This window comes from Mesorhizobium sp. M1399, from assembly GCF_040317735.1.
Classification (GTDB): Bacteria; Pseudomonadota; Alphaproteobacteria; order Rhizobiales; family Rhizobiaceae; genus Mesorhizobium.
This window is the reverse complement of sequence record NZ_JAMYKZ010000009.1, coordinates 1-21,151: the sequence shown is the minus strand read 5'-3', so window position 1 is coordinate 21,151 and position 21,151 is coordinate 1. Positions and strand designations below refer to the sequence as shown.

General features: G+C 63.6%; 17 protein-coding genes and 1 pseudogene. 8 read left to right on the top strand and 10 right to left on the bottom strand.

Going from position 1 to position 21,151, the window contains the following annotated elements; translation table 11 throughout:
• Positions 1-211 precede the first annotated feature (211 nt).
• A complete protein-coding gene (locus NKH05_RS16900; protein WP_353025779.1) occupies positions 212-1,150 on the bottom strand; it encodes an IS1595 family transposase in 939 nt (312 codons plus the stop codon).
• Between the two features lie 103 nt (positions 1,151-1,253).
• A complete protein-coding gene (locus NKH05_RS16895; protein WP_023717905.1) occupies positions 1,254-1,553 on the bottom strand; it encodes a DUF1330 domain-containing protein in 300 nt (99 codons plus the stop codon).
• A gap of 153 nt (positions 1,554-1,706) precedes the next feature.
• Between NKH05_RS16895 and NKH05_RS16890 the strand changes: the two genes are divergently transcribed.
• From NKH05_RS16890 to NKH05_RS16880, 3 genes are all read left to right on the top strand, one after another.
• Positions 1,707-2,033: a GYD domain-containing protein gene (locus NKH05_RS16890; protein ID WP_023717906.1), complete on the top strand. Its 327-nt coding sequence runs from the start codon at positions 1,707-1,709 to the stop codon at positions 2,031-2,033.
• Positions 2,034-2,194: 161 nt separating this feature from the next.
• Positions 2,195-2,323, top strand: coding sequence for a hypothetical protein (locus NKH05_RS16885; protein ID WP_352483307.1), 129 nt, complete (start codon positions 2,195-2,197; stop codon positions 2,321-2,323).
• Entirely contained in the window at positions 2,324-2,449 is a 126-nt protein-coding gene (locus tag NKH05_RS16880) for a hypothetical protein (RefSeq protein WP_352467528.1), read from the top strand. It begins immediately after the preceding gene.
• 55 nt (positions 2,450-2,504) lie between these two features.
• Here the strand turns inward: NKH05_RS16880 and NKH05_RS16875 are convergent.
• Positions 2,505-2,588, bottom strand: a pseudogene (locus NKH05_RS16875) (MerR family DNA-binding transcriptional regulator); the annotation flags it as partial.
• A 223-nt stretch (positions 2,589-2,811) separates the two neighbouring features.
• On the opposite strand from NKH05_RS16875, the gene NKH05_RS16870 reads away from it, so the two are divergent.
• Complete coding sequence (locus NKH05_RS16870; protein WP_023717909.1) at positions 2,812-3,429, top strand: L,D-transpeptidase; 618 nt, start codon at positions 2,812-2,814, stop codon at positions 3,427-3,429.
• 168 nt (positions 3,430-3,597) lie between these two features.
• On the opposite strand, the gene NKH05_RS16865 is transcribed toward NKH05_RS16870, so the two are convergent.
• The 5 genes from NKH05_RS16865 to NKH05_RS16845 form a co-directional block, all read right to left on the bottom strand.
• A complete protein-coding gene (locus NKH05_RS16865) occupies positions 3,598-4,167 on the bottom strand; it encodes a NifU family protein (protein ID WP_023717910.1) in 570 nt (189 codons plus the stop codon).
• A 278-nt stretch (positions 4,168-4,445) separates the two neighbouring features.
• Positions 4,446-4,937: a universal stress protein gene (locus NKH05_RS16860; protein WP_023717912.1), complete on the bottom strand. Its 492-nt coding sequence runs from the start codon at positions 4,935-4,937 to the stop codon at positions 4,446-4,448.
• 192 nt (positions 4,938-5,129) lie between these two features.
• On the bottom strand, positions 5,130-6,212 hold the full coding sequence (gene trpS, locus NKH05_RS16855) for a tryptophan--tRNA ligase (RefSeq protein ID WP_352716812.1): 1,083 nt from the start codon (positions 6,210-6,212) through the stop codon (positions 5,130-5,132).
• A gap of 293 nt (positions 6,213-6,505) precedes the next feature.
• The gene (gene murJ, locus NKH05_RS16850; RefSeq protein WP_352493727.1) at positions 6,506-8,104 is read right to left on the bottom strand and encodes a murein biosynthesis integral membrane protein MurJ; all 1,599 of its coding nucleotides are present in this window, start codon (positions 8,102-8,104) and stop codon (positions 6,506-6,508) included.
• Between the two features lie 46 nt (positions 8,105-8,150).
• Entirely contained in the window at positions 8,151-10,949 is a 2,799-nt protein-coding gene (locus tag NKH05_RS16845; RefSeq protein ID WP_352483311.1) for a [protein-PII] uridylyltransferase, read from the bottom strand.
• 227 nt (positions 10,950-11,176) lie between these two features.
• On the opposite strand from NKH05_RS16845, the gene NKH05_RS16840 reads away from it, so the two are divergent.
• The 3 genes from NKH05_RS16840 to NKH05_RS16830 all read left to right on the top strand — a co-directional run bounded on the left by NKH05_RS16840 (position 11,177) and on the right by NKH05_RS16830 (position 15,066).
• Positions 11,177-13,681, top strand: coding sequence for a heavy metal translocating P-type ATPase (locus tag NKH05_RS16840; RefSeq protein ID WP_353025777.1), 2,505 nt, complete (start codon positions 11,177-11,179; stop codon positions 13,679-13,681).
• Positions 13,682-13,724: 43 nt separating this feature from the next.
• The gene (gene copM, locus NKH05_RS16835; protein ID WP_023676379.1) at positions 13,725-14,111 is read left to right on the top strand and encodes a CopM family metallochaperone; all 387 of its coding nucleotides are present in this window, start codon (positions 13,725-13,727) and stop codon (positions 14,109-14,111) included.
• A 109-nt stretch (positions 14,112-14,220) separates the two neighbouring features.
• Complete coding sequence (locus tag NKH05_RS16830) at positions 14,221-15,066, top strand: aldo/keto reductase (RefSeq protein WP_353025775.1); 846 nt, start codon at positions 14,221-14,223, stop codon at positions 15,064-15,066.
• Positions 15,067-15,289: 223 nt separating this feature from the next.
• Here the strand turns inward: NKH05_RS16830 and mutS are convergent, their stop codons facing one another.
• Positions 15,290-17,938, bottom strand: coding sequence for a DNA mismatch repair protein MutS (mutS, locus tag NKH05_RS16825; protein ID WP_352548835.1), 2,649 nt, complete (start codon positions 17,936-17,938; stop codon positions 15,290-15,292).
• Positions 17,939-18,141: 203 nt separating this feature from the next.
• Between mutS and NKH05_RS16820 the strand changes: the two genes are divergently transcribed.
• Positions 18,142-20,421 carry an NADP-dependent malic enzyme gene (locus NKH05_RS16820; RefSeq protein ID WP_023717919.1) on the top strand — a complete coding sequence of 760 codons (2,280 nt, stop codon included), beginning with the start codon at positions 18,142-18,144 and terminating at the stop codon, positions 20,419-20,421.
• Positions 20,422-20,598: 177 nt separating this feature from the next.
• Here NKH05_RS16820 and NKH05_RS16815 read toward each other — a convergent pair.
• On the bottom strand, positions 20,599-21,151 hold a 553-nt coding region (locus NKH05_RS16815), incomplete at its 5' end, for a transposase (RefSeq protein ID WP_353025774.1).

The following is a 21,151-nucleotide window of genomic DNA, read 5'->3' as shown; positions in this document are numbered from 1 at the left end:
ACGGCGCGGGGTAAATGAAAGAGGCTCCCTGACTGGCGGTCATGGAGCCTCGATGTGGGCCACAGCCAAGAAACTACGGCGGCGGTGAGTATATCACCGCCGCTTTCGTTTGGGAATCCCCTTGATCTGTTTGCTGGGAGCGGAGGGTTTCGCATATCGCCAGAGCGGCAACTCTAGCTGCACCGGTTTTCGAAAGTGCGTCCTCTTTTCGTCAAGCAGGTCTATGATAGGTCAACCGCTTGCCGGCGGCACCCTTCAAGGCGATGAAAGCGCGGGTGCCGTCATCAACGCCCATGGCAATCCGGTTCGAATAGCGGAAGTCGAATTCGGCCAAGTAGCGGTGCAGATGGTGTTCGGCGCAATGCTGATAGACGCCCTTCATTCCACGCTTGAAGATCGAATAGAAGCCTTCGACCGTATTGGTGTGGATGGTGCCGCGAACGTATTCGTCCTTGGAATGCGTGACGAAATCGTGCGAGGCAAATTCCTGGCCCACGCGGCGATAGATACCGGACTCGTCCGTCATCAACGCGCTTTCCTTGGCAATGTTGGCGCGCACGATTGGCATGATCGTTCCGATGCGGGCGGTATCGACGTGGAAGGAACGAGCGCGACCGCCGCGTTCAACCAGCGTGACAACGGTGTTTTTGTGACCAGCGCCACGCTTGACCGGGGTGTCCTTGAGGCGACCGATGTAGGTTTCGTCAACCTCGACAGTCTTGCCGTTGCCGCCAAGCGGGGAGAGTTCGCCAGACGCCATTGCAAGCCGAATGCGATGGCACAGGAACCAAGCGGCTTCATAGGTGCATTCGAGTATCCTGTGCATCTGGTGAGCGCTGACGCCCTTCTTAGAGGCGCACATGAGGTGGATAGCCTGTAGCCACTTGGTGAGCGGCAAATGGCTTTCTTCGAAGATCGAACCCATGCGGACGGTGAACTGTGCGCGGCAAGCGCTGCACTTGTACAGGCCGTGCCGCTCGACGCCGTTCGGGTTTTTCTTGGAGGGCTTGGTGCGGACGCCCTTCAATTTGTAGTGCTTATCCACGGACCCGCACTTTGGGCAAACCGGACCGTTCGGCCACAAGATCGCCTCGACGTGTTCGAAGGCCTTGGCTTCGTCGTGGAATTCGGGGCGGGACAGGATGGACATGGCGAAAGTTCCTAAGTTGTTGGAATCTTTCTACCTCTCCAGTTTGGGTTTGTCAACCAGATAATCGCCTTTCTTGGGGCTATTATCTGGTTGACAACCCCCTCTAGCTAACCGGCATCATGCCCTCGAGAGCAATGATCCTCGTCTTTGCACAGCGTTCGCGGATGGCTTTGAGGCGGCCGTATTCCGGAGAGTCGTACCATGCGAGGAGCGAGGCCATGTCGGGAAATTCGACGATGACAAGGCGATGAGGCTCCCAATCGCCTTCCAGCACTTTGGTGGCTCCGCCACGAGCGATGTACCTTCCCCCGTAGCGGGCTTCGGTTGCAGGCACGTCCCGGCGGTATTCCTCGAAAACGGCGGCGTCGGTTATGTCGACATCGGCAATAAGATAGGCTGCCATTGACCTTACTCCCCTTGGGAAAGGCAATTGAAACAGGTCTATTAGCGGTCCCGCAACTAAGCCAGCGGTACTACGCCTCGGAAACGACTCGCGTTCTCCCGGATTGGGGCGCTTAACTGTCTTGGTGGGGGCAGCTCTGGGAGGAGACGAACCATGCCGATGTATCTCACGCGATTCAGCTACAGGCCCGAAACCTGGGCGCGCTTGATGGATAATCCCGAGGACAGACGCGAGGCTGCCCGTTCCTACATCGAGTCGGTCGGCGGAAAGCTGCACGGGTTCTGGTATGCCTTCGGAGAGTACGATGGCTGGAACCTATGGGAGGCGCCGGACAACGTGTCCATGGCCTCTGTCATGCTCGCCATCGGTGCGGGAGGCGCGCTCAGCTCGTACGAGACCACCGTCCTGTTAAGTGTCGAAGAGACGATGGACGCGCTTGGGAAAGCGAAGTCGATCCGGTATCGCCCACCGGGATCATGACGGCCGCCCGTGCTTTGCGGAGTGTCGAAGGCTGGTAACGCTTGCTCTCGGACGGCGCACGTTCCTAAACTTTTGCGCAAAAGAGTCCGCTGCACCCTCTTGGCAGCGCCGGCAGCTTGCGCTTTCAATGTCGGCCACGGGATTTTTACGAGGAGCATTAGATGACGGACGATGACGGACGTAAATCGGCGACACCGGAGGAAATCCGCTCGGCCGTTAGAGGATGGGCGGTGCTTGGGGCAATCATCGTTGCCGTGTTTGGTGCCGCATACGTCATGATCGATAGTTGAATGGCCGACGATCCTGGTCGCCCCGATGGACTGCCTGAAAAGATCGGCACGGTCCTTGGTGCATTGGTGGTGATCGGCACGTTCGGGCTTCTGGCCTGGACCGTGCTTCGCGGCGTTCTTTATTGAACCCGGCCTATTGAACCAGGCTTGTCAGAATTATCTCCTGCAGCGGCCGCGTCTCAGGCCGGATCAGGCCGATCTCCTCGTAGTAACGGATGGTCTTGGCCGGCAGGCCAGAGCGCCGGGCAGCGTCACCGACATTCATGGTGATTTCCCCGTCTCGGGGTTCTTGTTCTTGGCCCATTGATTTTGCAGCATAATCCTGCGGGGGCTGTTGCCGAAATGCCATAGTCGCAGGTTTACCAGCACGCAAGCCCAAGGATATAGGCATCGCCCGCTTGGCAAGCAAAGCAAATGCCAGCATGAATGAAGATGAAAAAAGCGGCCGACTCGAGCCGCTGTTGTTTGGGCAGGCATCGGACCTTTTCATGCGCATGAAGTCACTTGCAATCGTCGCGGCCCTGGCGCTGTCGACGGCTGTCGCCGGTTGCAGCACCATCGGCTCGCAGATCTTCACCAACAACTATGGCGCGGTGACCGATGCCGGCTATCATCTGCCGCGCATCCCGATCGAAAAGGTGCCGTTCAAATACCGCCGGCAGATCGTCGACTACGACACCAGGGAAAAGCCGGGCACCATCATCGTCGATACGCAGAACAAGTTCCTCTATTTCGTCATGGGCGACGGCGAAGCGATGCGCTACGGCATCGGCGTCGGCCGTGAAGGTTTCGAATGGCACGGCACCGCCCGTATCGCACTAAAGCGCGAATGGCCGACCTGGACGCCGCCTTCGCAGATGATCAGGCGACAGCCGGAGCTGGCCAAGTTTGCCGGCGGCATGGAGCCGGGGTTGAAGAACCCGCTCGGCGCGCGCGCCATGTACCTGTTCAACAAGGGCGGCGATATGGGCTACCGCCTGCATGGCAGCCCGGAATGGAATTCCATCGGCAAGGCGATGTCGTCGGGCTGCATCCGGCTGATGAACCAGGACATTATCGACCTCTACGACCGCACCTCGGTCGGCGCCAAGGTCATTGTGCTGTAAGACCATGATCCCGAAAAGCGGGACCCGGTTTTCGGACAAGATCATGGTCAAACAAGAAGAGCTTTATACGCGGACCGTCTAGGCAACAACACAGACGTCGCAAACAGAAAACCGGGCACTTTGGCCCGGTTTTTTGTTGTCTATCGACGTTGACGATGGAACGGCGCGTCAGGAGACCTGTTCGACGTGCTGCACTTCCGGCACAAAGTGCCGGAGCAGGTTCTGGATGCCGTGCTTCAGCGTCGCCGTCGACGACGGGCAGCCGGCGCAGGCGCCTTTCATGTGCAGGAACACGGTGCCGTTCTCGAAGCCGCGGAAGGTGATGTCGCCGCCGTCCTGGGCCACCGCCGGGCGCACCCGCGTGTCGAGCAACTCCTTGATGGTAACGACCAGCTCCTCGTCGGCCTTGTCGTAGAATTCGCCGGTCTGGCTGGTCTCGGCGGCGGGGCCGGCCTTGGCCATCACCGGGGCACCGGACATGAAGTGCTCCATGATGGCGCCGAGGATAGCCGGCTTCAGATGCTGCCAGTCGGGGCCGTCCTTGGTCACGGTGATGAAATCATAGCCGAAGAAGACGCCGGTGACGCCGGGGATCTCGAACAGCCGGCCGGCCAGCGGCGAAGCCGTCGCGGCACTGTCGGCATCGCGGAAATCGGCGGTGCCTTCTTGCAGCACTTCCTTGCCGGGCAGGAATTTCAGCGTTGTCGGGTTTGGCGTCGACTCGGTCTGGATGAACATGGCCATCTCCGTGCCCGTTTCGGGCAGCTAGTTTGGAATAATTCTAATTAGGCTTTATCCGCCCGACATTCAAGCGAAAGGCATCGCGGGGAACGGCTGGCTGGTGGAATGTTTTGCTAGCTCGCTGAAACAATTGGAGATGTGTTGAGATTCAGGTCAGGCCGAGCCGAAAATGATGGTTTCCGAGAACCGGAGCGGAGCGTACTTTTGGTACGTGAGCACCGGAAGCGCAGGAAGCCGCCATTTGTAGGCCGGCCTCACCTGAATATCGGCACATCTCAGGCGAGGCTGTCGATCTCCTCGTCCGACAGGTTCTGCGGCACCACAGTCACTGGAATCGGAAAGGCGGCGCCCTTGCCGGCAACCGCGCCGACCAGCGGCCCAGGCCCTTCCTTGCCAGCGCCTGCCGCCAGCACCAGGATGGCGATGTCCTGGTCTTCCTCGATCAGCTTGTGGATCTCTTCCGTCGGCTTGCCTTCGCGCACCACCAGTTCCGGCTCGATGCCGAGCTTCTGGCGCACCTTGTTGGCGTAGCTGTCGAGCGCGGCGCGCGCCGTGGCGGTCGCCTCCTCGCGCATGATCTTCTCGACGCCCAGCCAGTGCTGGAAATCATCCGGCTCGATGACATAGAGCAGCACCAACACGCCGCCCGTGCTTTGCGCCCGCTTCGAGGCGTAGGCGACGGCGCGCTCGCATTCCGGCGTGTCGTCGATGATCGCCAGGAACTTGCGGCGATGACCGGCTTCGCGGCTGAGGCGTTTGGAGACCATATTCACCCTGCTCGATGGTTTCGGCCGCAATCTGCCACCGCCACAGCCCGCCCGCAAGCGACCGGCGGCTGTGGCGATATTGGTGCAGCTTAAAGCGCGTCGCGTTCGACCGGCCTCATGCGACGCGCTTCAGGTTCTTGTTCTATGCATGTCGTTATCGCAAAACCGCTGCACACTTTTGCGCGACATAAATTAGCCTTGCAGCAGGCCGATAATGTCGCGCACGGTCTTCATCGTCGCTTCGGCCAATGTGCCGGCACGCTCGCCGCCATCCCGCAGCACCGCGTCGACATAGGCGCGGTCGCCGGAGATGCGGCGCATCTCGCCGGCGATCGGCGCCAGCTTTTCCACCGCGAGATCGGCCAGCGCCGGCTTGAACACCGAAAACTGCTGGCCGCCGAATTCCTTCAGCACCGCCTCTTTCGATATTTCGGCGAGGCCGGCATAGATGCCGACGAGGTTTTCCGCTTCCGGCCGGCCGGCAAGCCCGTCCAGTTCGCCGGGCAAAGCCTCCGGGTCCGTCTTGGCCTTGCGGATCTTCTTCGAGATGGCGTCGGCATCGTCGGTCAGGTTGATGCGCGACAGGTCCGACGGGTCGGACTTCGACATCTTTTTCGAACCGTCGCGCAGCGACATGATGCGCGCCGCCGGGCCGCCGATGACCGGCTCGGTCAGCGGAAAATAGCCGTTCACCGTCTCTTCGCCCACCTGCATCTCGACGCCGACACCAATCGCCGCGATACGGTCCGAAAAATCGTTGTTGAATTTCTGCGCAATGTCGCGGGTCAGCTCCAGATGCTGCTTCTGGTCGTCGCCGACCGGCACATGGGTGGCGCGGTAGACGAGGATATCGGCGGCCATCAGGGAGGGGTAGGCGAGCAGGCCGAGCGAGGCGTTCTCGCGGTCCTTGCCGGCCTTGTCCTTGAACTGCGTCATCCTGTTCATCCAGCCAATGCGCGCCACGCAGTTGAAGATCCAGGCAAGCTCGGCGTGCTGCATCACCCGCGACTGGTTGAAGACGATGTGCTTGGTCGGATCGATGCCGGAGGCGAGAAACGCCGCGGTGATCGAACGCGTCTGGTCCTGAAGATCCTCATAGACGAGCTGCGCGGTCAGCGAATGCAGGTCGACGACGCAGTAGATGCAGTCGGAGGTGTCCTGCAGGGCGACGAATTTCTTGATGGCGCCGAGATAATTGCCGAGATGCAGATTGCCGGTTGGCTGGACGCCGGAAAAGACGAGTGGCTTGAAGGCGGGCTGGTTGAGGCCGGTCATGGTGTATCCCTGGCTTGTGGAGGGCCGTTTCGCGCGCGGCGAAAGTCTTGCGACGGCGCGCTTATGGACGAGAGCGAGGAGACGATCAAGAGGGGTGTTGGCTAGGCCGCGCGGGGCTTTGACCGTGGCCGAGCAAGACGCCACAGAAGGCTGTTTGAAGGGGATGGCGCCGACCAGAATCAAAAACCCGCCTTGCGGCGGGGTCGTCGGTGCGAATCAGCACCATACGCAAATTAGTAGCATAGCTGCAGGCACAAAGCAAGAACAAAATTGGACCTGACGAATTTTCCGCCTCACGAATCCGGAGATTGCTCCTTGACCGGCTGGGAGCCTTTACGCCCGATATTGCGGCGGATCATGCCGAAATCCGCACCCCCGGTGGCAAACGCAGTGACGAAGTAAAGCAGCGCCCCGCCGGCGACGAGCGCAAGCAGCGTTACCGCCTTGATCACCAGCGGCGAGCCCGAGCCGAGACTTGCGGCGAACCAGTGCTCGGCAAAATAGAGCGCCGCCGCCATCACCGCCGCCGACAGCACCAGCCGCGGGATGCGTTTCATGAGCGGCAAGTCGCGGCCCCAGTGGCCGCGCCGGATCAGCACGGCCAGCAGCATCGCCGCATTGACCCAGCCGGCGACGGCGGAGGCAACGGCAATGCCGGGCGCGCCCATCGTCGGAAACAGCGTCAGTGCCGTCGTAATGTTAACCGCCACCGAGATGGCGGCGAAAATCATCGGCGTGCGCGTGTCCTCGCGGGCGAAATAGCCTGGGGTGAAGGCCTTGATCAGCACGAAGGCCGGCAGACCGAGGCCGAAGATCGCCAGGATTGCCGCGACCGTCGGCGTCGAATTGTTGGCGGCGAAGGCGCCGCGCTCATAGACCAGCCGCACGATCGGCTCGGACATGACCAGCAGGGCGGCCGCCGCCGGCAAGGTCATGAACAGGGTGAACTCGACCGAGCGGTTCTGCAGATTGGCCGCCTCGACCAGATTGCCTGACTTCAGCGCCCGCGACAGTTCCGGCAAAAGCACGATGGCGACGGCGACGCCGACAACGCCCAGCGGCAGCTGGTAAACGCGGTCGGCATAGGCCAGCGACGACACCGCGCTGTCCTGCGCCGACGCGATCGCCGTGCCAATCAGCTGGTTGATCTGGGTGATGCCGCCGGTGATCGCCGCCGGCAGTGCCAGGATCAGCAGCCGCTTGACGCTGGGCGTCATCTTCGGCCGGCGGAAGCCGATCGAAATGCCGGCATGGCGCACCGCCGCCCAGACGATCGCCAGCTGCACCAAGCCGGCCGCCAGTACGCCCCAGGCCAGCCCGAAACCGACGGTGCGGGCGTCCGAACCCTTGTACCAGGCATAGGCAAGCACGGCGATGAGGATGATGTTGAGGAACACCGGCGCCACCGCGGCGGCGAAATAGCGGCGCAGCGAATTCAGCATGCCGGCCATCATGGCGCCGAGCGACATGCAGATCAGGTAAGGGAACATGACGGTCGCCAGTGCCACCGTCATCTCGAATTTTCCGGGCGTGTCGGCAAAGCCCGGCGCCACCAGGTAGCGCACGATCAGCGGCATCGCCAATTCCATGGCGATGGTCAGCGCCAGAAGCGCGGTGAACAAGACGCCGAACACCTCTTCGGAAAAACGCTTGGCGCCGTCGGTGCCGTGCGTCTCGATCTCTTTGGCGAACAGCGGCACGAAGGCGGCGTTGAAGGCGCCTTCGGCGAACAGCCGGCGAAAGGTGTTGGGAAACTGGAAGGCGGCGTTGAAGGCGTCGGCGATCGGCCCGGTGCCGAGTGCGGCAGCCATCAGCATCTCGCGGCCAAAGCCGAGGGCGCGGCTCATCAGCGTGCCGGAAGCGACCGTGGCGAATTTCTTGACAAGGCTCATGCGCTTGAAGACTGCCTGTGGGATTGGGGCAAATGGAAGGTAACAGTCACTCGGCGGCCGTTTTGGTCTTGCCGCGCTCGGACGCCGTGCCCTCGAGCACCGCGATCAGCCTGTTGCGGATGGTCGCCGTACGCGACGGGCTGTCGATCTTCTGGCCGGTGAGATCGGTGACGTAGAACGTGTCGATGACCTTTTCGCCGAAGGTGGTGATGTGGGCCGAGGCGATGTCGAGCGACAGGTCCGACAACATGCCGGTGATCTCCGACAGAAGGCCCGGCCTGTCCAGTCCTTCGACCTCGATCACCGAGAACCGGTTCGACAGGGTGTTGCGGATCTCGGCGCGTGGCGGGATGCGGAAGACCTTGGCGCCGCGCCGTGGCTTGGTGCGCTTCTCGATCATTTCGGGCAGCCAGCTCTTGCCCGACAGCACGTCCTCGATCAGCCGGCCGACGCGCTCGGCACGGCGACGCTCGTCCTCGTCGCGGTCGAACTCCCTGGAGATCAGGATGGTGTCGAGCGCGCGGCCGTCCGAAGTGGTGAATATCTGCGCGTCGACGATGTTGCCGCCGGCCGCAGCACAGGCGCCGGCAATCACCGAGAGCAGGCGCGGATGGTCCTGCGCCAGCACCGTGATCTCGGTCACCGCCTCGAACTGGTGGGTCTTGACCATGGTGGCGAGCTTCTTGCCGGCGTGATCGGCCTCGCGGATGAATTCGGCATGGCGCAGCTGGTCGGGAAGATCGACCGCCAGCAGATAGTTCTCGTAGTGCTGGCCGACATAACGCTTGCGGGCCTTTTCCGGCCAGTCGGCAAGTGCCTCGGCCAGTTGTTCGCGCGCCGCCGCAGTCCGCTTGGCGCGCGACACCTCCGAAAACCCGCCGGTCAACAAAAGCTCGGTCTCGTAGTAGAGCGTACGCAGCAGCTGGCCTTTCCAACCGTTCCAGACCCCCGGCCCGACGCCACGGATATCGCAGACGGTAAGCACCAAAAGCATCTTCAGCCGTTCGACCGACTGCACGATGGCGGCAAAATCCTCGATCGTCTTGCGGTCGTTGAGATCGCGGGTCTGCGCCGTCATCGACATGACGAGGTGGTTCTCGACCAGCCAGGCGACCGTTTCGGTGTCGGCCGGCGAGAGCCCCATATGCGGGCAGATGCGCCGCGCGATTCTGGCGCCGGCTTGCGAATGGTCCTCAGGCCTGCCCTTGGCGATGTCGTGCAGCAGCACGGCGACATAGAGCGCCTCGCGGCTCTTCTTCAGCCCCGGCATCAGCGCGTGGGAAAGCGGATGCACCTTTTCGCCGTCGCCGCGCTCGATCTCGGCCAGCACGCCGATGCAGCGGATCAAATGCTCGTCCACGGTGTAGTGGTGATACATCGAGAACTGCATCATGGCGACGATCTTGCCGAAGTCCGGGATCAGCTTGGCAAGCAGTCCGGCCTCGTTCATTCGCCGCAGATTGAGCTCGGCGTTGCGGTCCGAGGTCAAGATGTCGAGGAACAGCCGGTTGGCCTCCTCGTCGCGCCTGAGCGCCTTGCCGACGAGGCCGAGAGAGCGGGTCAAAAGCTTCAGCGCATCGGGGTGGAATTCCAGGCCGTGCTTGTCGGCAAACCAGAACAGCCTGAGCAGGTTGACCGGATCGCGCTCGAACACCTCGTCGTCGGCAATGTTGATGCGGTGGTTGTCGACGATGAAATCGGCCGTGCCGGCGAGCTTGCGCTTGCGCCGCGAGAAGGTGAGGAAGATGCGGTTGAAGCCCGGCACATGCTTGGCCTGCTCCTCTTCCAGCGCGGCGCAGAAAATGCGGGTCAGGTCGCCGACATCCTTGGCGACGAGGAAGTAGTGCTTCATGAAGCGCTCGACCGCCGACAGACCGGGATGGGTGGTGTAGCCGAGCCGCTCAGCGATGTCGCGCTGGATGTCGAAATGCAGCCGCTCCTCCGCCTTGCCGGTGAGGAAATGCATGTGGCAGCGCACCGCCCACAGGAAGTCCTCGGCCTTCTGGAATTCCCTGTATTCGGCGTCGGTAAAGACGCCCTTGTCGACCAGTTCCTCGCCGGTGCGCACCCGGTAGAAATATTTGGCGATCCAGAACAGCGTCTGCAGGTCGCGCAGGCCGCCCTTGCCGTCCTTGACGTTAGGTTCGACCAGGTAACGGCTCTCGCCGGCCTTGGCGTGACGCTCGTCGCGTTCGGCAAGCTTGGCCTGGACATATTCGGGGCCGGTGGTGCGCACCACCTCGTGGTCGAAGCGCTGCAGAAGCTCGTCATAGAGCTTTTGCTCGCCCCACAGGAACCGCGCCTCCAGGATCGAGGTGCGGATGGTGATGTCGGTGCGCGACAGCCTGAGGCACTCGTCGATGTTGCGCGTCGCGTGGCCGACCTTCAGCCCGAGGTCCCACAGCATGTAGAGCATATATTCGACGATCTGCTCGCCCCATGGCGTCTGCTTGTAGGGCAGCAGGAACAGCAGGTCGATGTCGGAGCCCGGCGCCAGCGTGCCGCGGCCATAGCCGCCGACGGCAACGACCGCCATGCGCTCGGCCGACGATGGGTTTTTCACGCGGTAGACATGGGTGGCAGCGAAATCGTAGAGCGCACGGATGATCTCATCCATCAGATGCGACAGCCGGGCGGCGCAGGCGGTGCCGCTGCCGTCGTCCATCAGCATGCGTTCGGCGACAGTGCGCCCGTCGGCGAGCCGGCTTTTGAGCAGCTTGAGGACGCCGCCGCGCGCGGCCTTGCCCGAACCGTCGCCTGCCGTGGCCGCGGTCAGTTCGGTCATCTCGCGGCGCAAGGCTTCGCCGTCGATCAGTTCCTCGAGCTTCAGGGATATTCTTGCCATAAATGCCGTTCGGCCTCGCCGTTTCGGCGGCGTCTATAGCGCGTTTTCGCGGCGCTGGGTATGGGGCGGACGGACGCGTTCTCCGCGGCCGCCGACGGGACGATCGTCTCGTGCCCGCAGCCGGTTCGGTTTGGGCCTGGCCGCGAAAAATCGAAAATCGGCCCTTGACCTTCCAGTTACTGGAAGCACTACCTCCGCTGCAACATCGAAATACAGGGGCTTTCGGCATGACGCATTCCGACCACGATCATCACAGCCATGGCAGCTGCTGCTCGGCAAAGAGCGCCTCGCCTGCCGCGGACGCCGTCGTCCGGGATCCGGTCTGCGGCATGACCGTCGATCCGGCCGCCGGCAAGCCGACCGCCGGGCATGACGGCCATCGCTATCATTTCTGCAGCGAAAGCTGCCGTTCGAAATTCGTCGCCGAACCTGAAAAATATCTGACCGCAACCGATCCCGTCTGCGGCATGAGCGTCGATCGCGCCACGGCCAAGCACTTTTTGCGCCACGAGGGCCAAGGCTTCTATTTCTGCTCCGCCGGCTGCAAGGCGAAGTTCGAGGCCGAGCCGGCAAAATATCTCGGCGACAAGCCGGCGCCGCAGGCGATGCCCAAGGGCACGCAATACACCTGCCCGATGCATCCCGAAATCATCCGCGACAAGCCCGGCTCCTGCCCGATCTGCGGCATGGCGCTGGAGCCGATGGGCGTGCCGACCGGCGACGAGGGGCCTAACCCCGAACTGGTCGATTTCACCAGGCGCTTCTGGGTGAGCGCGGTGCTGTCCGTGCCGTTGCTGGTCATCGCCATGGCACCGATGCTCGGCCTGACATTCCAGGCCTTCATCGACGACCGCGCGAAGGTCTGGCTGGAGCTGGCGCTGGCGAGCCCCGTGGTGCTGTGGGCGGCATTCCCGTTCTTCCACCGCGGCTGGGATTCGATCCTCAATCGCAGCCCCAATATGTGGACGCTGATTTCGCTCGGCGTCGGTGCCGCCTATCTCTACAGTGTCGTCGCCACACTGTTTCCAGGCCTCTTTCCGCACCAGTTCCGCGGCCATGACGGCACCGTGCCGGTCTATTTCGAGGCGGCGGCGGTAATCGTCGCGCTGGTGTTCCTCGGCCAGGTGCTGGAATTGCGTGCCCGCGAGAAAACCGGCTCGGCGATCCGTGCGCTGCTCGACCTGGCGCCGAAGACGGCGCGGCTGATCGGCGCGGACGGTTCCGAAAACGACGTGCCGCTCGATATTGTCAAGGCCGGCGACCGCCTGCGCATCCGCCCAGGTGACGCTGTACCGGTCGACGGCATTGTGCTTGAAGGGCGCTCTTCCGTCGACGAATCGATGATCACGGGCGAGCCGCTGCCGGTCGAAAAGACCGAAGGCGACAACCTCACCGGCGGCACGCTCAACAAGAATGGCTCACTGATCATGCGCGCCGAAAAGATCGGCGCCGAGACGACACTGGCGCGCATCGTCGAACTGGTCGCCAAGGCGCAGCGGTCGCGCGCGCCGATCCAGGGGTTGGCCGACCGCGTCTCGTTCTACTTCGTCCCGGCCGTTGTTCTCGTTGCGATCATTGCGTTTGTAGCCTGGGCGATCGTCGGACCGGAATCCAGCCTGGTGTTTGCCATCGTCTCGGCGGTCTCGGTTCTGATCATCGCCTGTCCGTGTGCACTCGGCCTTGCGACGCCAATGTCGATCATGACCGCCACCGGGCGCGGCGCGCATGCCGGCGTGCTGATCAAGGAAGCGGCGGCGCTCGAGCGCTTTGCCTCGGTCGATACGCTGATCGTCGACAAGACGGGAACGCTGACCGAAGGCCGGCCGCGACTGACCGATGTCGTTGCCGTCGAAGGCATGGCGCAAGACGAGTTGCTGGCGCTCGCCGCCGGGCTGGAAAAAGGCTCGGAGCATCCGCTGGCCGAGGCGATCGTTGACGGCGCCCGCGGACGCGGGGTGAAGGTCCCCGACGCGAGCGGTTTCGAGGCTGTCACCGGCAAGGGTGTTTCCGGCACGGTTTCGGGACAGAAGGTGGCGCTTGGCAATGCCGCGATGATGGCCGATCTCGGCATCGATACGGCTTCGGTCCTGGCCAGTGCCGAGGCGCTGCAGTCCGACGGCAAGACCGCGATGTTCGTCGCTGTCGCAAGCAAGCTCGCCGGCCTCGTCGCCGTCGCCGACCCGATCAAGGCGACCACCGCCGAGGCGATCAAGGCGCTGCATGACAGCGGGCTGAAGATCGTCATGGCGACCGGCGACAATGAGCGCACCGCCAAGGCCATCGCCGCCAAGCTCGGCATCGACGCGGTGCATGCCGGGCTTTTGCCCGAACAGAAGAACGCGCTGGTCGAGGAGTTGCGCGCCGGCGGTGCCGGCGTCGCCATGGCCGGCGATGGCGTCAACGATGCGCCGGCACTTGCCGCCGCCGATGTCGGCATCGCCATGGGCACCGGCGCCGATGTTGCGGTCGAAAGTGCGGGGATTACGCTGGTCAAGGGCGATCTCAACGGTATCGTCAGGGCCAGGACGCTGGCCCGCGCGACGATCCGCAACATCCGCCAGAACCTGTTTTTCGCTTTTCTCTACAATGTGCTTGGCGTGCCGGTGGCTGCCGGCGTGCTTTATCCGCTCACCGGCACGCTGTTGTCGCCGATGATTGCGGCGGCGGCGATGAGCCTGTCTTCGGTTTCGGTCATCGCCAACGCATTGCGGCTCAGGACATTGAAACTCTGAGTAAAACTTCCAGATACACCCTGTTCAAAAAAGGAGACGATGAATGACCTTGGCCAAGAAGATCGTGCTGCTGATGATGGCGGCGGGAATGCTGCTTGCTGTTTTCCTCGAAAGCGTTCCTGCACAAGCCGAGGAGATGAAGCACGACATGGGCGCCATGGGCGCGCAGAGCCCCTCGACCGAGGGCTACAAGGCGGCGATGGACAAGATGCATACCGACATGATGGCGATCGAATATTCCGGCAATGCCGATGTCGATTTCGCCCGCGGCATGATCCCGCATCACCAGGCTGCCATCGACATGGCCAAGGTCGAGCTCGCCAATGGCAAGGATCCGGAAATCCGCAAGCTGGCCGAAGCGGTGATCGCCGCGCAGCAAGCCGAGATCAAGCAGATGCAGGACTGGCTCGCCGCCCATCCGGTGAAGTAGGCGTCACGCTGTCGGGGAATCCAGGCGAGAGGCTTCACCTGGATTTCTGCTTCACCTGGATTTCCCTTGGCGGCTATGGTGCTATCCGGGCCTCGGACTGGAGCATGCCATGCCATCGACGATACGAACGACCACCCTGCCCTGCGGCGAAGCCGTGCCGGTGCTCGGCCAGGGCACCTGGAAGATGGGCGAAGACGGCCGCCGCCGTACCGACGAGGCCAATGCCCTGAAGCTCGGGCTGGATCTCGGCATGACGCTGATCGACACCGCCGAAATGTATGCCAGCGGCGGTGCCGAGGAGGTGGTGGCGGAGGCCATCGCTGGTCGCCGCGACGAGGTTTTCCTGGTCTCCAAGGTGCTGCCGTCCAATGCCTCGCGCGCCGGCGTGAAACGGGCCTGCGAGAACAGCCTGAGGCATCTCGCCACCGACCGCATCGATCTTTATCTGCTGCATTGGCCGGGCAGCGTGCCCTTGACGGAAACGGTCGAGGCATTCGAAGCGTTGAAGGCAGCCGGCAAGATCCGCCATTGGGGCGTCAGCAATTTCGATACCGGCGAGATGGAAGAGCTGGACCGATTGCCGGCCGGCGGCAACGTCCAGACCAATCAGGTGCTCTACAATCTGTCGCAGCGCGGCGTCGAGTTCGACCTCGCCCCGTGGAGCCGGCAACGCGGTATGCCGCTGATGGCCTATTCGCCGGTCGATCAGGGGGTATTGGCGCGCAATGCCAGGTTAGATGCCATCGCCGCTCGCCACGGTGCGACGCCGGCGCAGATCGCGCTTGCCTGGGTGATGGCGCAGGACGGGGTGATCGCCATTCCCAAAGCTAGCCGCCCGGAGCATGTCCGGCAGAATGTCGCGGCGTTGGACATCGAGCTCACGAGCGAAGATTTCGCCGAAATTGACCGCGCCTTCCCACCGCCGAGGCGGAAGTCGGGCCTGGCGATGATTTGAGGGGGTGGGGCGGAAGGCAAGCCAAAGCAGCGTTCCGTCACACCCCCCTCTGTCCTGCCGGACATCTCCCCCACTGAGGGGGAGATTGGATCTCGCATCGGCTTTCGCCAACTTCGAACGTCGAAGGAAAAAGCGCTGTCAGCGAAACTGCCAATCTCCCCCCTTGAGGGGGAGATGTCCGGCAGGACAGAGGGGGGCGCCGTAGAGCGCTATCGGACGAGCACTACTTCCCCACAAGCCCCTTCAGCCGGTACAGCGCTTCCAGCGCCTCGCGTGGCGTCATCTCGTCGGGATTGATCTCCGCTAGCGCTTCACCCAGCCCATCACTCCTGGCCGGCTTCGACGCTTCCCGCTTCGCCGCCACGGAAAACAGCGGCAGGTCGTCGACCAGACGGTTGGCCTTGCCCGAAACCTCGCCGGCTTCGAGCTGGTGCAGCACTTCCTTGGCCCGGCCGACGACGGCTTCCGGCAGGCCGGCCAGCCGCGCTACCTGGACGCCGTAGGAACGGTCGGCGGCACCCTTGCCGACCTCGTGCAAGAAGACCACGTCGCCCTCCCATTCCTTGACCCGCATGGTGACGTTGGAGAGCCGCGGCAGTTTTCCGGCCAGCGCCGTCATCTCGTGGAAATGCGTGGCGAAAATCGCCCGGCAGCGGTTTTTCTCGTGCAGATATTCGACCGCCGCCCAGGCGATCGACAGGCCGTCGAAAGTGGCGGTGCCGCGGCCGATCTCGTCGAGGATGACCAGTGCGCGTTCGCCTGCCTGGTTGAGGATCGCCGCCGTCTCGACCATCTCGACCATGAAGGTGGAGCGGCCGCGCGCCAGATCGTCGGAGGCGCCGACCCGCGAAAACAGCCGGTCGACGACGCCGATATGGGCTGATGCCGCCGGCACGAAGGAGCCGGTCTGGGCAAGGATGGCGATCAGCGCGTTTTGCCTGAGAAAGGTCGACTTGCCGCCCATATTGGGGCCGGTCAGCAGCCAGATCGCGCCGGCCTTGGCATCGCCTTGCGGCGACAGATCGCAATCATTGGCGACGAACGGGCCTTCGCCGGAACGCCGCAGTGCCTGTTCGACCACCGGATGGCGTCCGCCCGAAATCTCGAAGGCAAGGCTCGCATCGACCAGCGGCCGGCACCAGGCCTCGCTTTCGGAAAGCAAGGCAAGGGCTGCCGAAACGTCGAGCGCGGCGAGCGCTTCGGCGCCGGCGCGGATCCTGTCGGCCTGGCCGACGACTTCCGCCGTCAGCGCCTCGAAAGCGGCAAGCTCGATCGCCAGCGCCCGGTCGGCGGCATTGGCGATCTTCGATTCCAGCTCGGCGAGTTCCGTGGTGGTGAAGCGCATGGCGTTGGCCATGGTCTGGCGGTGGATGAAGCGCGCCTTGGCGCCGTCGCTGCCGGTCATCAGCGCATGGTGGTTGGCGGTGACTTCGATGTAGTATCCCAGCACATTGTTGTGCCTGATCTTCAGCGAGCGGATGCCGGTCTCGTCGATCAGCGAGCGCTCCAGCCCGGCGATCACTTTTCGCGACTCGTCGCGCAGTGCCCGCATCTCATCGAGTTCGGCGTGGTAACCGGAACGGACGAAGCCGCCGTCGCGCTTGAGCAGCGGCAGCTCGTCGCTGAGCGCCTGTGCCAGATGCGTCGCCAGCGCGCCGGGCAGTGCCTTGATGGCCGCTAGCGCCGCCGCCAGTTCGGCGGGCAAGGCGGTTTGCCCGAACAGTCCGGCGATGGCGCCGGCCGCTTCGAAACCGGCGCGCAGCGCGCCGAGATCGCGCGGACCGCCGCGGTTGAGCGCCAGCCTGGACAGCGCGCGCGGCATGTCGGCGACGCTCTTCAGGCTGGCCCGCACCGCCTGGCAGAGGCGCGTCTCGGAGCGGAAGAACGACACCGAATCCAGCCTTGCAGCGATTGCCGCCGGGTCGGTCAGCGGCGCCATCAGCCGGTCAGCGAGCAGCCTTGCGCCGCCACCGGTCACCGTGCGGTCGATCGCCTTGAACAGCGACCCCTCGCGGCTGCCGGACAGCGTGCGCAGCAGCTCCAGATTGGCGCGCGTCGCCGGGTCGATGAACAGTGTCGATCCCTGCTCCTCGCGCTCCGGCCGCGACAGCGGCGGCCGCTCCGCTTTCTGCGTCTTCTCGACATACGCGATGACGCCTGAGATCGCCGACAGCTCGGCGCGCGAAAACGAGCCGAAACTGTCAGGCGTCGCCACCTCGAAGAAGCGGGCGATGCGGCCGGCGGCCGAAGCCGAATCGAACAGCGACGGCGGCTGCGGGCTGGCGACGCGGCCGAGCACGTCGAACACCGGTTTCAGCTCCGGGTCGTAAAACACCGGTTCGGCGACGATCAGCTCGCGCGGATCGACACGGAAGACGTCGGCGAGCAGCCGGTCGGCGGTGGTTTCAGCGACGCGGAAGACACCGGTCGAGATCTCGATCCAGGCCAACGCGAAGGAATGCTCGGCGCCGCCCTTGACCCGTCCCAGCGCCATCAGAAAACTCGATTCCGACGGCGCCAGCAGTTTGTCCTCGGTGATGGTGCCTGGCGTCACCAGCCGCACAACATCGCGGCGCACCACCGATTTGCCGCCGCGCTTCCTGGCCTCGGCTGGATCCTCGATCTGCTCGCAGACGGCGACGCGGAACCCCTGGCCGATCAGCTTCTGCAAATAATCGTCGGCGGCGTGCACCGGCACGCCGCACATCGGGATGTCGAGCCCCTGGTGCTTGCCGCGCTTGGTCAGCACGATGCCGAGCGCCCGGCTTGCCTTCTCGGCATCGTCGAAGAACAGCTCGTAGAAATCGCCCATGCGGTAGAACAGCAGCGAATCCGGGTTCGCCGCCTTGATCTCGATGTACTGCTCCATCATCGGCGTCGCCGGCGCGAAGGCCGGCGTGGCGTTGTCGCTTCGAATGGGCGTCTCGTCGTTCAAAAAGCTGCTTCCAAAATTTTCCAAGCCATGCTTGGCGGTTTACAGCGGCGAAGTGTAGCCTTAATCCCGAACCTTCCACAAAAGAAAGCATGCGCACCCATCTCAAGCGGTGCCGTACGGGCGAGGAAACCAAGAGTACCATGGCCAAGAAAACCGAAAGCAACGGGCCCTCAGTCAGCGCCCAGGAGGCGCTGGAATTCCACGCCATGGGCCGTCCGGGCAAGCTGGAGATCGTCGCCACAAAACCGATGGCGACGCAGCGCGATCTCAGCCTCGCCTATTCGCCGGGCGTCGCGGTGCCGGTTCTCGCCATCGCCGAGGACCCGAGCCGCGCCTTCGACTACACGGTTCGCGGCAACATGGTCGCCGTCATCTCCAACGGCACCGCTATCCTCGGCCTCGGCAATCTCGGCGCGCTGGCCTCGAAGCCGGTGATGGAAGGCAAGGCGGTGCTGTTCAAGCGCTTCGCCGATGTCGATTCCATCGACCTCGAGGTCGACACCGAGGATGCCGACGAATTCATCAACTGCGTGCGCTTTCTCGGCCCCTCCTTCGGCGGCATCAACCTCGAGGACATCAAGGCACCGGAATGCTTCATCATCGAGCAGCGGCTGCGCGAATTGATGGACATACCGGTGTTCCATGACGACCAGCACGGCACCGCCATCATCTCGGCCGCCGGGCTGATTAACGCGCTGGAAATCACCGGCCGCGACATGAAGACCACGAAAATGGTCTGCAACGGCGCCGGTGCTGCCGGCATCGCCTGCATCGAATTGATGAAGGCGATGGGCTTTGCGCCTGAGAATATCATCCTTTGCGACACCAAAGGCGTCGTCTTCCAGGGCCGCACCGAAGGCATGAACCAGTGGAAATCGGCGCATGCCGTCAAAACCGGCGCGCGCTCGCTGGCCGAGGCGCTGGACGGCGCCGACGTGTTCCTCGGCCTCTCGGCCAAGGGCACGCTGACCACCAGGATGGTGCAGTCGATGGCCAAGAACCCGATCATCTTCGCCATGGCCAATCCCGACCCCGAGATCACACCGGAGGAGGTCGCCGAGATCCGCACCGACGCCATCATGGCGACCGGACGGTCCGACTATCCCAACCAGGTCAACAACGTGCTTGGCTTCCCCTACATTTTCCGCGGCGCGCTCGATGTGCGGGCGACCACCATCAACGACGACATGAAGATCGCCGCCGCCCGGGCGCTGGCGGAGCTGGCGCGCCAGGACGTGCCCGACGACGTCGCCGCCGCCTATCAGGGCAACCGGCCGAAATTCGGCCCCAACTACATCATCCCGGTGCCGTTCGACCCGCGGCTGATCTCGGCGATCCCGATCGCGGTCGCCAAGGCGGCGATGGACTCCGGCGTCGCGCGCAAGCCGATCCTCGATCTCGACCGCTACGCGCAGGAGCTTTCCGCCCGCCGCGACCCGATCGCCTCGACGCTGCAGCGCATCTACGACCGCGTGCGCCGCCAGCCCAAGCGCATCGTCTTTGCCGAGGGCGAGGAGGAGCAGGTGATGCGCGCCGCCGTCTCCTATGTGAACCAGCGGCTCGGCACCGCCATCCTGCTCGGCCGCGACGACATCATCAAGGAAAACGCCCGGAATGCCGGCATCGACCTCGGCAAGCAAGGCATCGAGATCATCAATGCGCGGCTGTCGCGGCGCAACTCCGTCTACACCGATTATCTCTACGAGCGCATGCAGCGCAAAGGCTTCCTGTTCCGCGACTGCCAGCGGCTGATCAACAACGACCGCAACCATTTCGCCGCCTGCATGGTGGCGCTGGGCGATGCCGACGGCATCGTCACCGGCGTTACCCGCAACTATTCGACGGCGCTCGACGACATCCGCCGCGTCATCGACGCAAGGCCCGGCCATTGCGTCATCGGCGTGTCGATCGTGCTGGCGCGGGGTCGCACCGTGCTTGTCGCCGACACCGCCGTGCACGACATGCCGAACGCTGAACAGATCGCCGACATCGCCGAGGAGGCCGCCGGCTTCGCCCGCCGCATGGGCTACGAGCCGAGGCTCGCCATGCTCGCCTATTCGACCTTCGGCCATCCGCAAGGCGAGCGCTCCGAGCGCGTCCAGGAAGCGGTGCGCATCCTCGACAAGCGGCGCGTCGATTTCGAGTATGACGGCGAAATGGCCGCCGACGTGGCGCTCAACGCCCGTGCCATGGCGCAATATCCGTTCATCCGCCTCACCGGTCCGGCCAATGTGCTGATCATGCCGGCTTTCCACTCGGCCTCGATCTCGACCAAGATGCTGCAGGAACTCGGCGGCTCGACCGTCATCGGCCCGCTGCTGGTCGGCCTGAACAAGCCGGTTCAGATCGTCTCGCTGAATGCCAAGGATTCGGACATCGTCAATATGGCGGCGATCGCGGCGTATAGCGCTGGGGCTTGAGGGGCACGTAGCGGCAGCGCCCTTTCCTTCTCCCCTTGTGGACCTGTTGCGCAGTCATGAGCAAAAGCTTGCGGCGGCGGGGTTGCGGCGGTTGTTCGCTTGTTTGCGGGGGATTTGACGTCTTGTTTGGGGTTTCAGGCGGTCGTCCGACCCTGTATGGGCGGAACTCAGGCGCACCTATCCCGCGATAGCGGCCCATCGGCGCATGTTGAAGGCGATCGCCGCCATCGTCACCTGGGCGGTCGCCTTGGCCAGCCCGACATAGCGGATCGTGGTCAGCTTCATGCGGCACTTGAGGGTAGCAAAGGTGGTCTCCACCGCCGCCCGGCGTCTGGCGATCAAGCGATTGTAGTGCTTGAGACGCGGCGGCAGCTGCGGATGATGCTTGTTGGGGCGGCGCGCGATGCGCACCTTCTTGCCTTCGGCCTTGAGCCGGGCGCGGCGGGCATGGGTGTCGTAGGCGGCGTCCGCCCAAACCGTCTTCTCGTCGCCGCAGATCAAGGTGTCAGCCACGACCGTGTCGTTGACGTTGGCTGGTGTGGTGATCACCGTGCGGATCAGGCCAGAGCCCTCATCCACCCCGACATGAGCCTTGTAGCCGAAGGTGAAGCCGCCCTTGCCCTGCCGCGGGGACTGTCGGGAATTCTGTGCGCGAGGCCATGATGATGGAAAGGAGAGAATCATCGCATGGCTATTGAGAAGGAACTTCTGGACCAACTGCTTGCCGGCC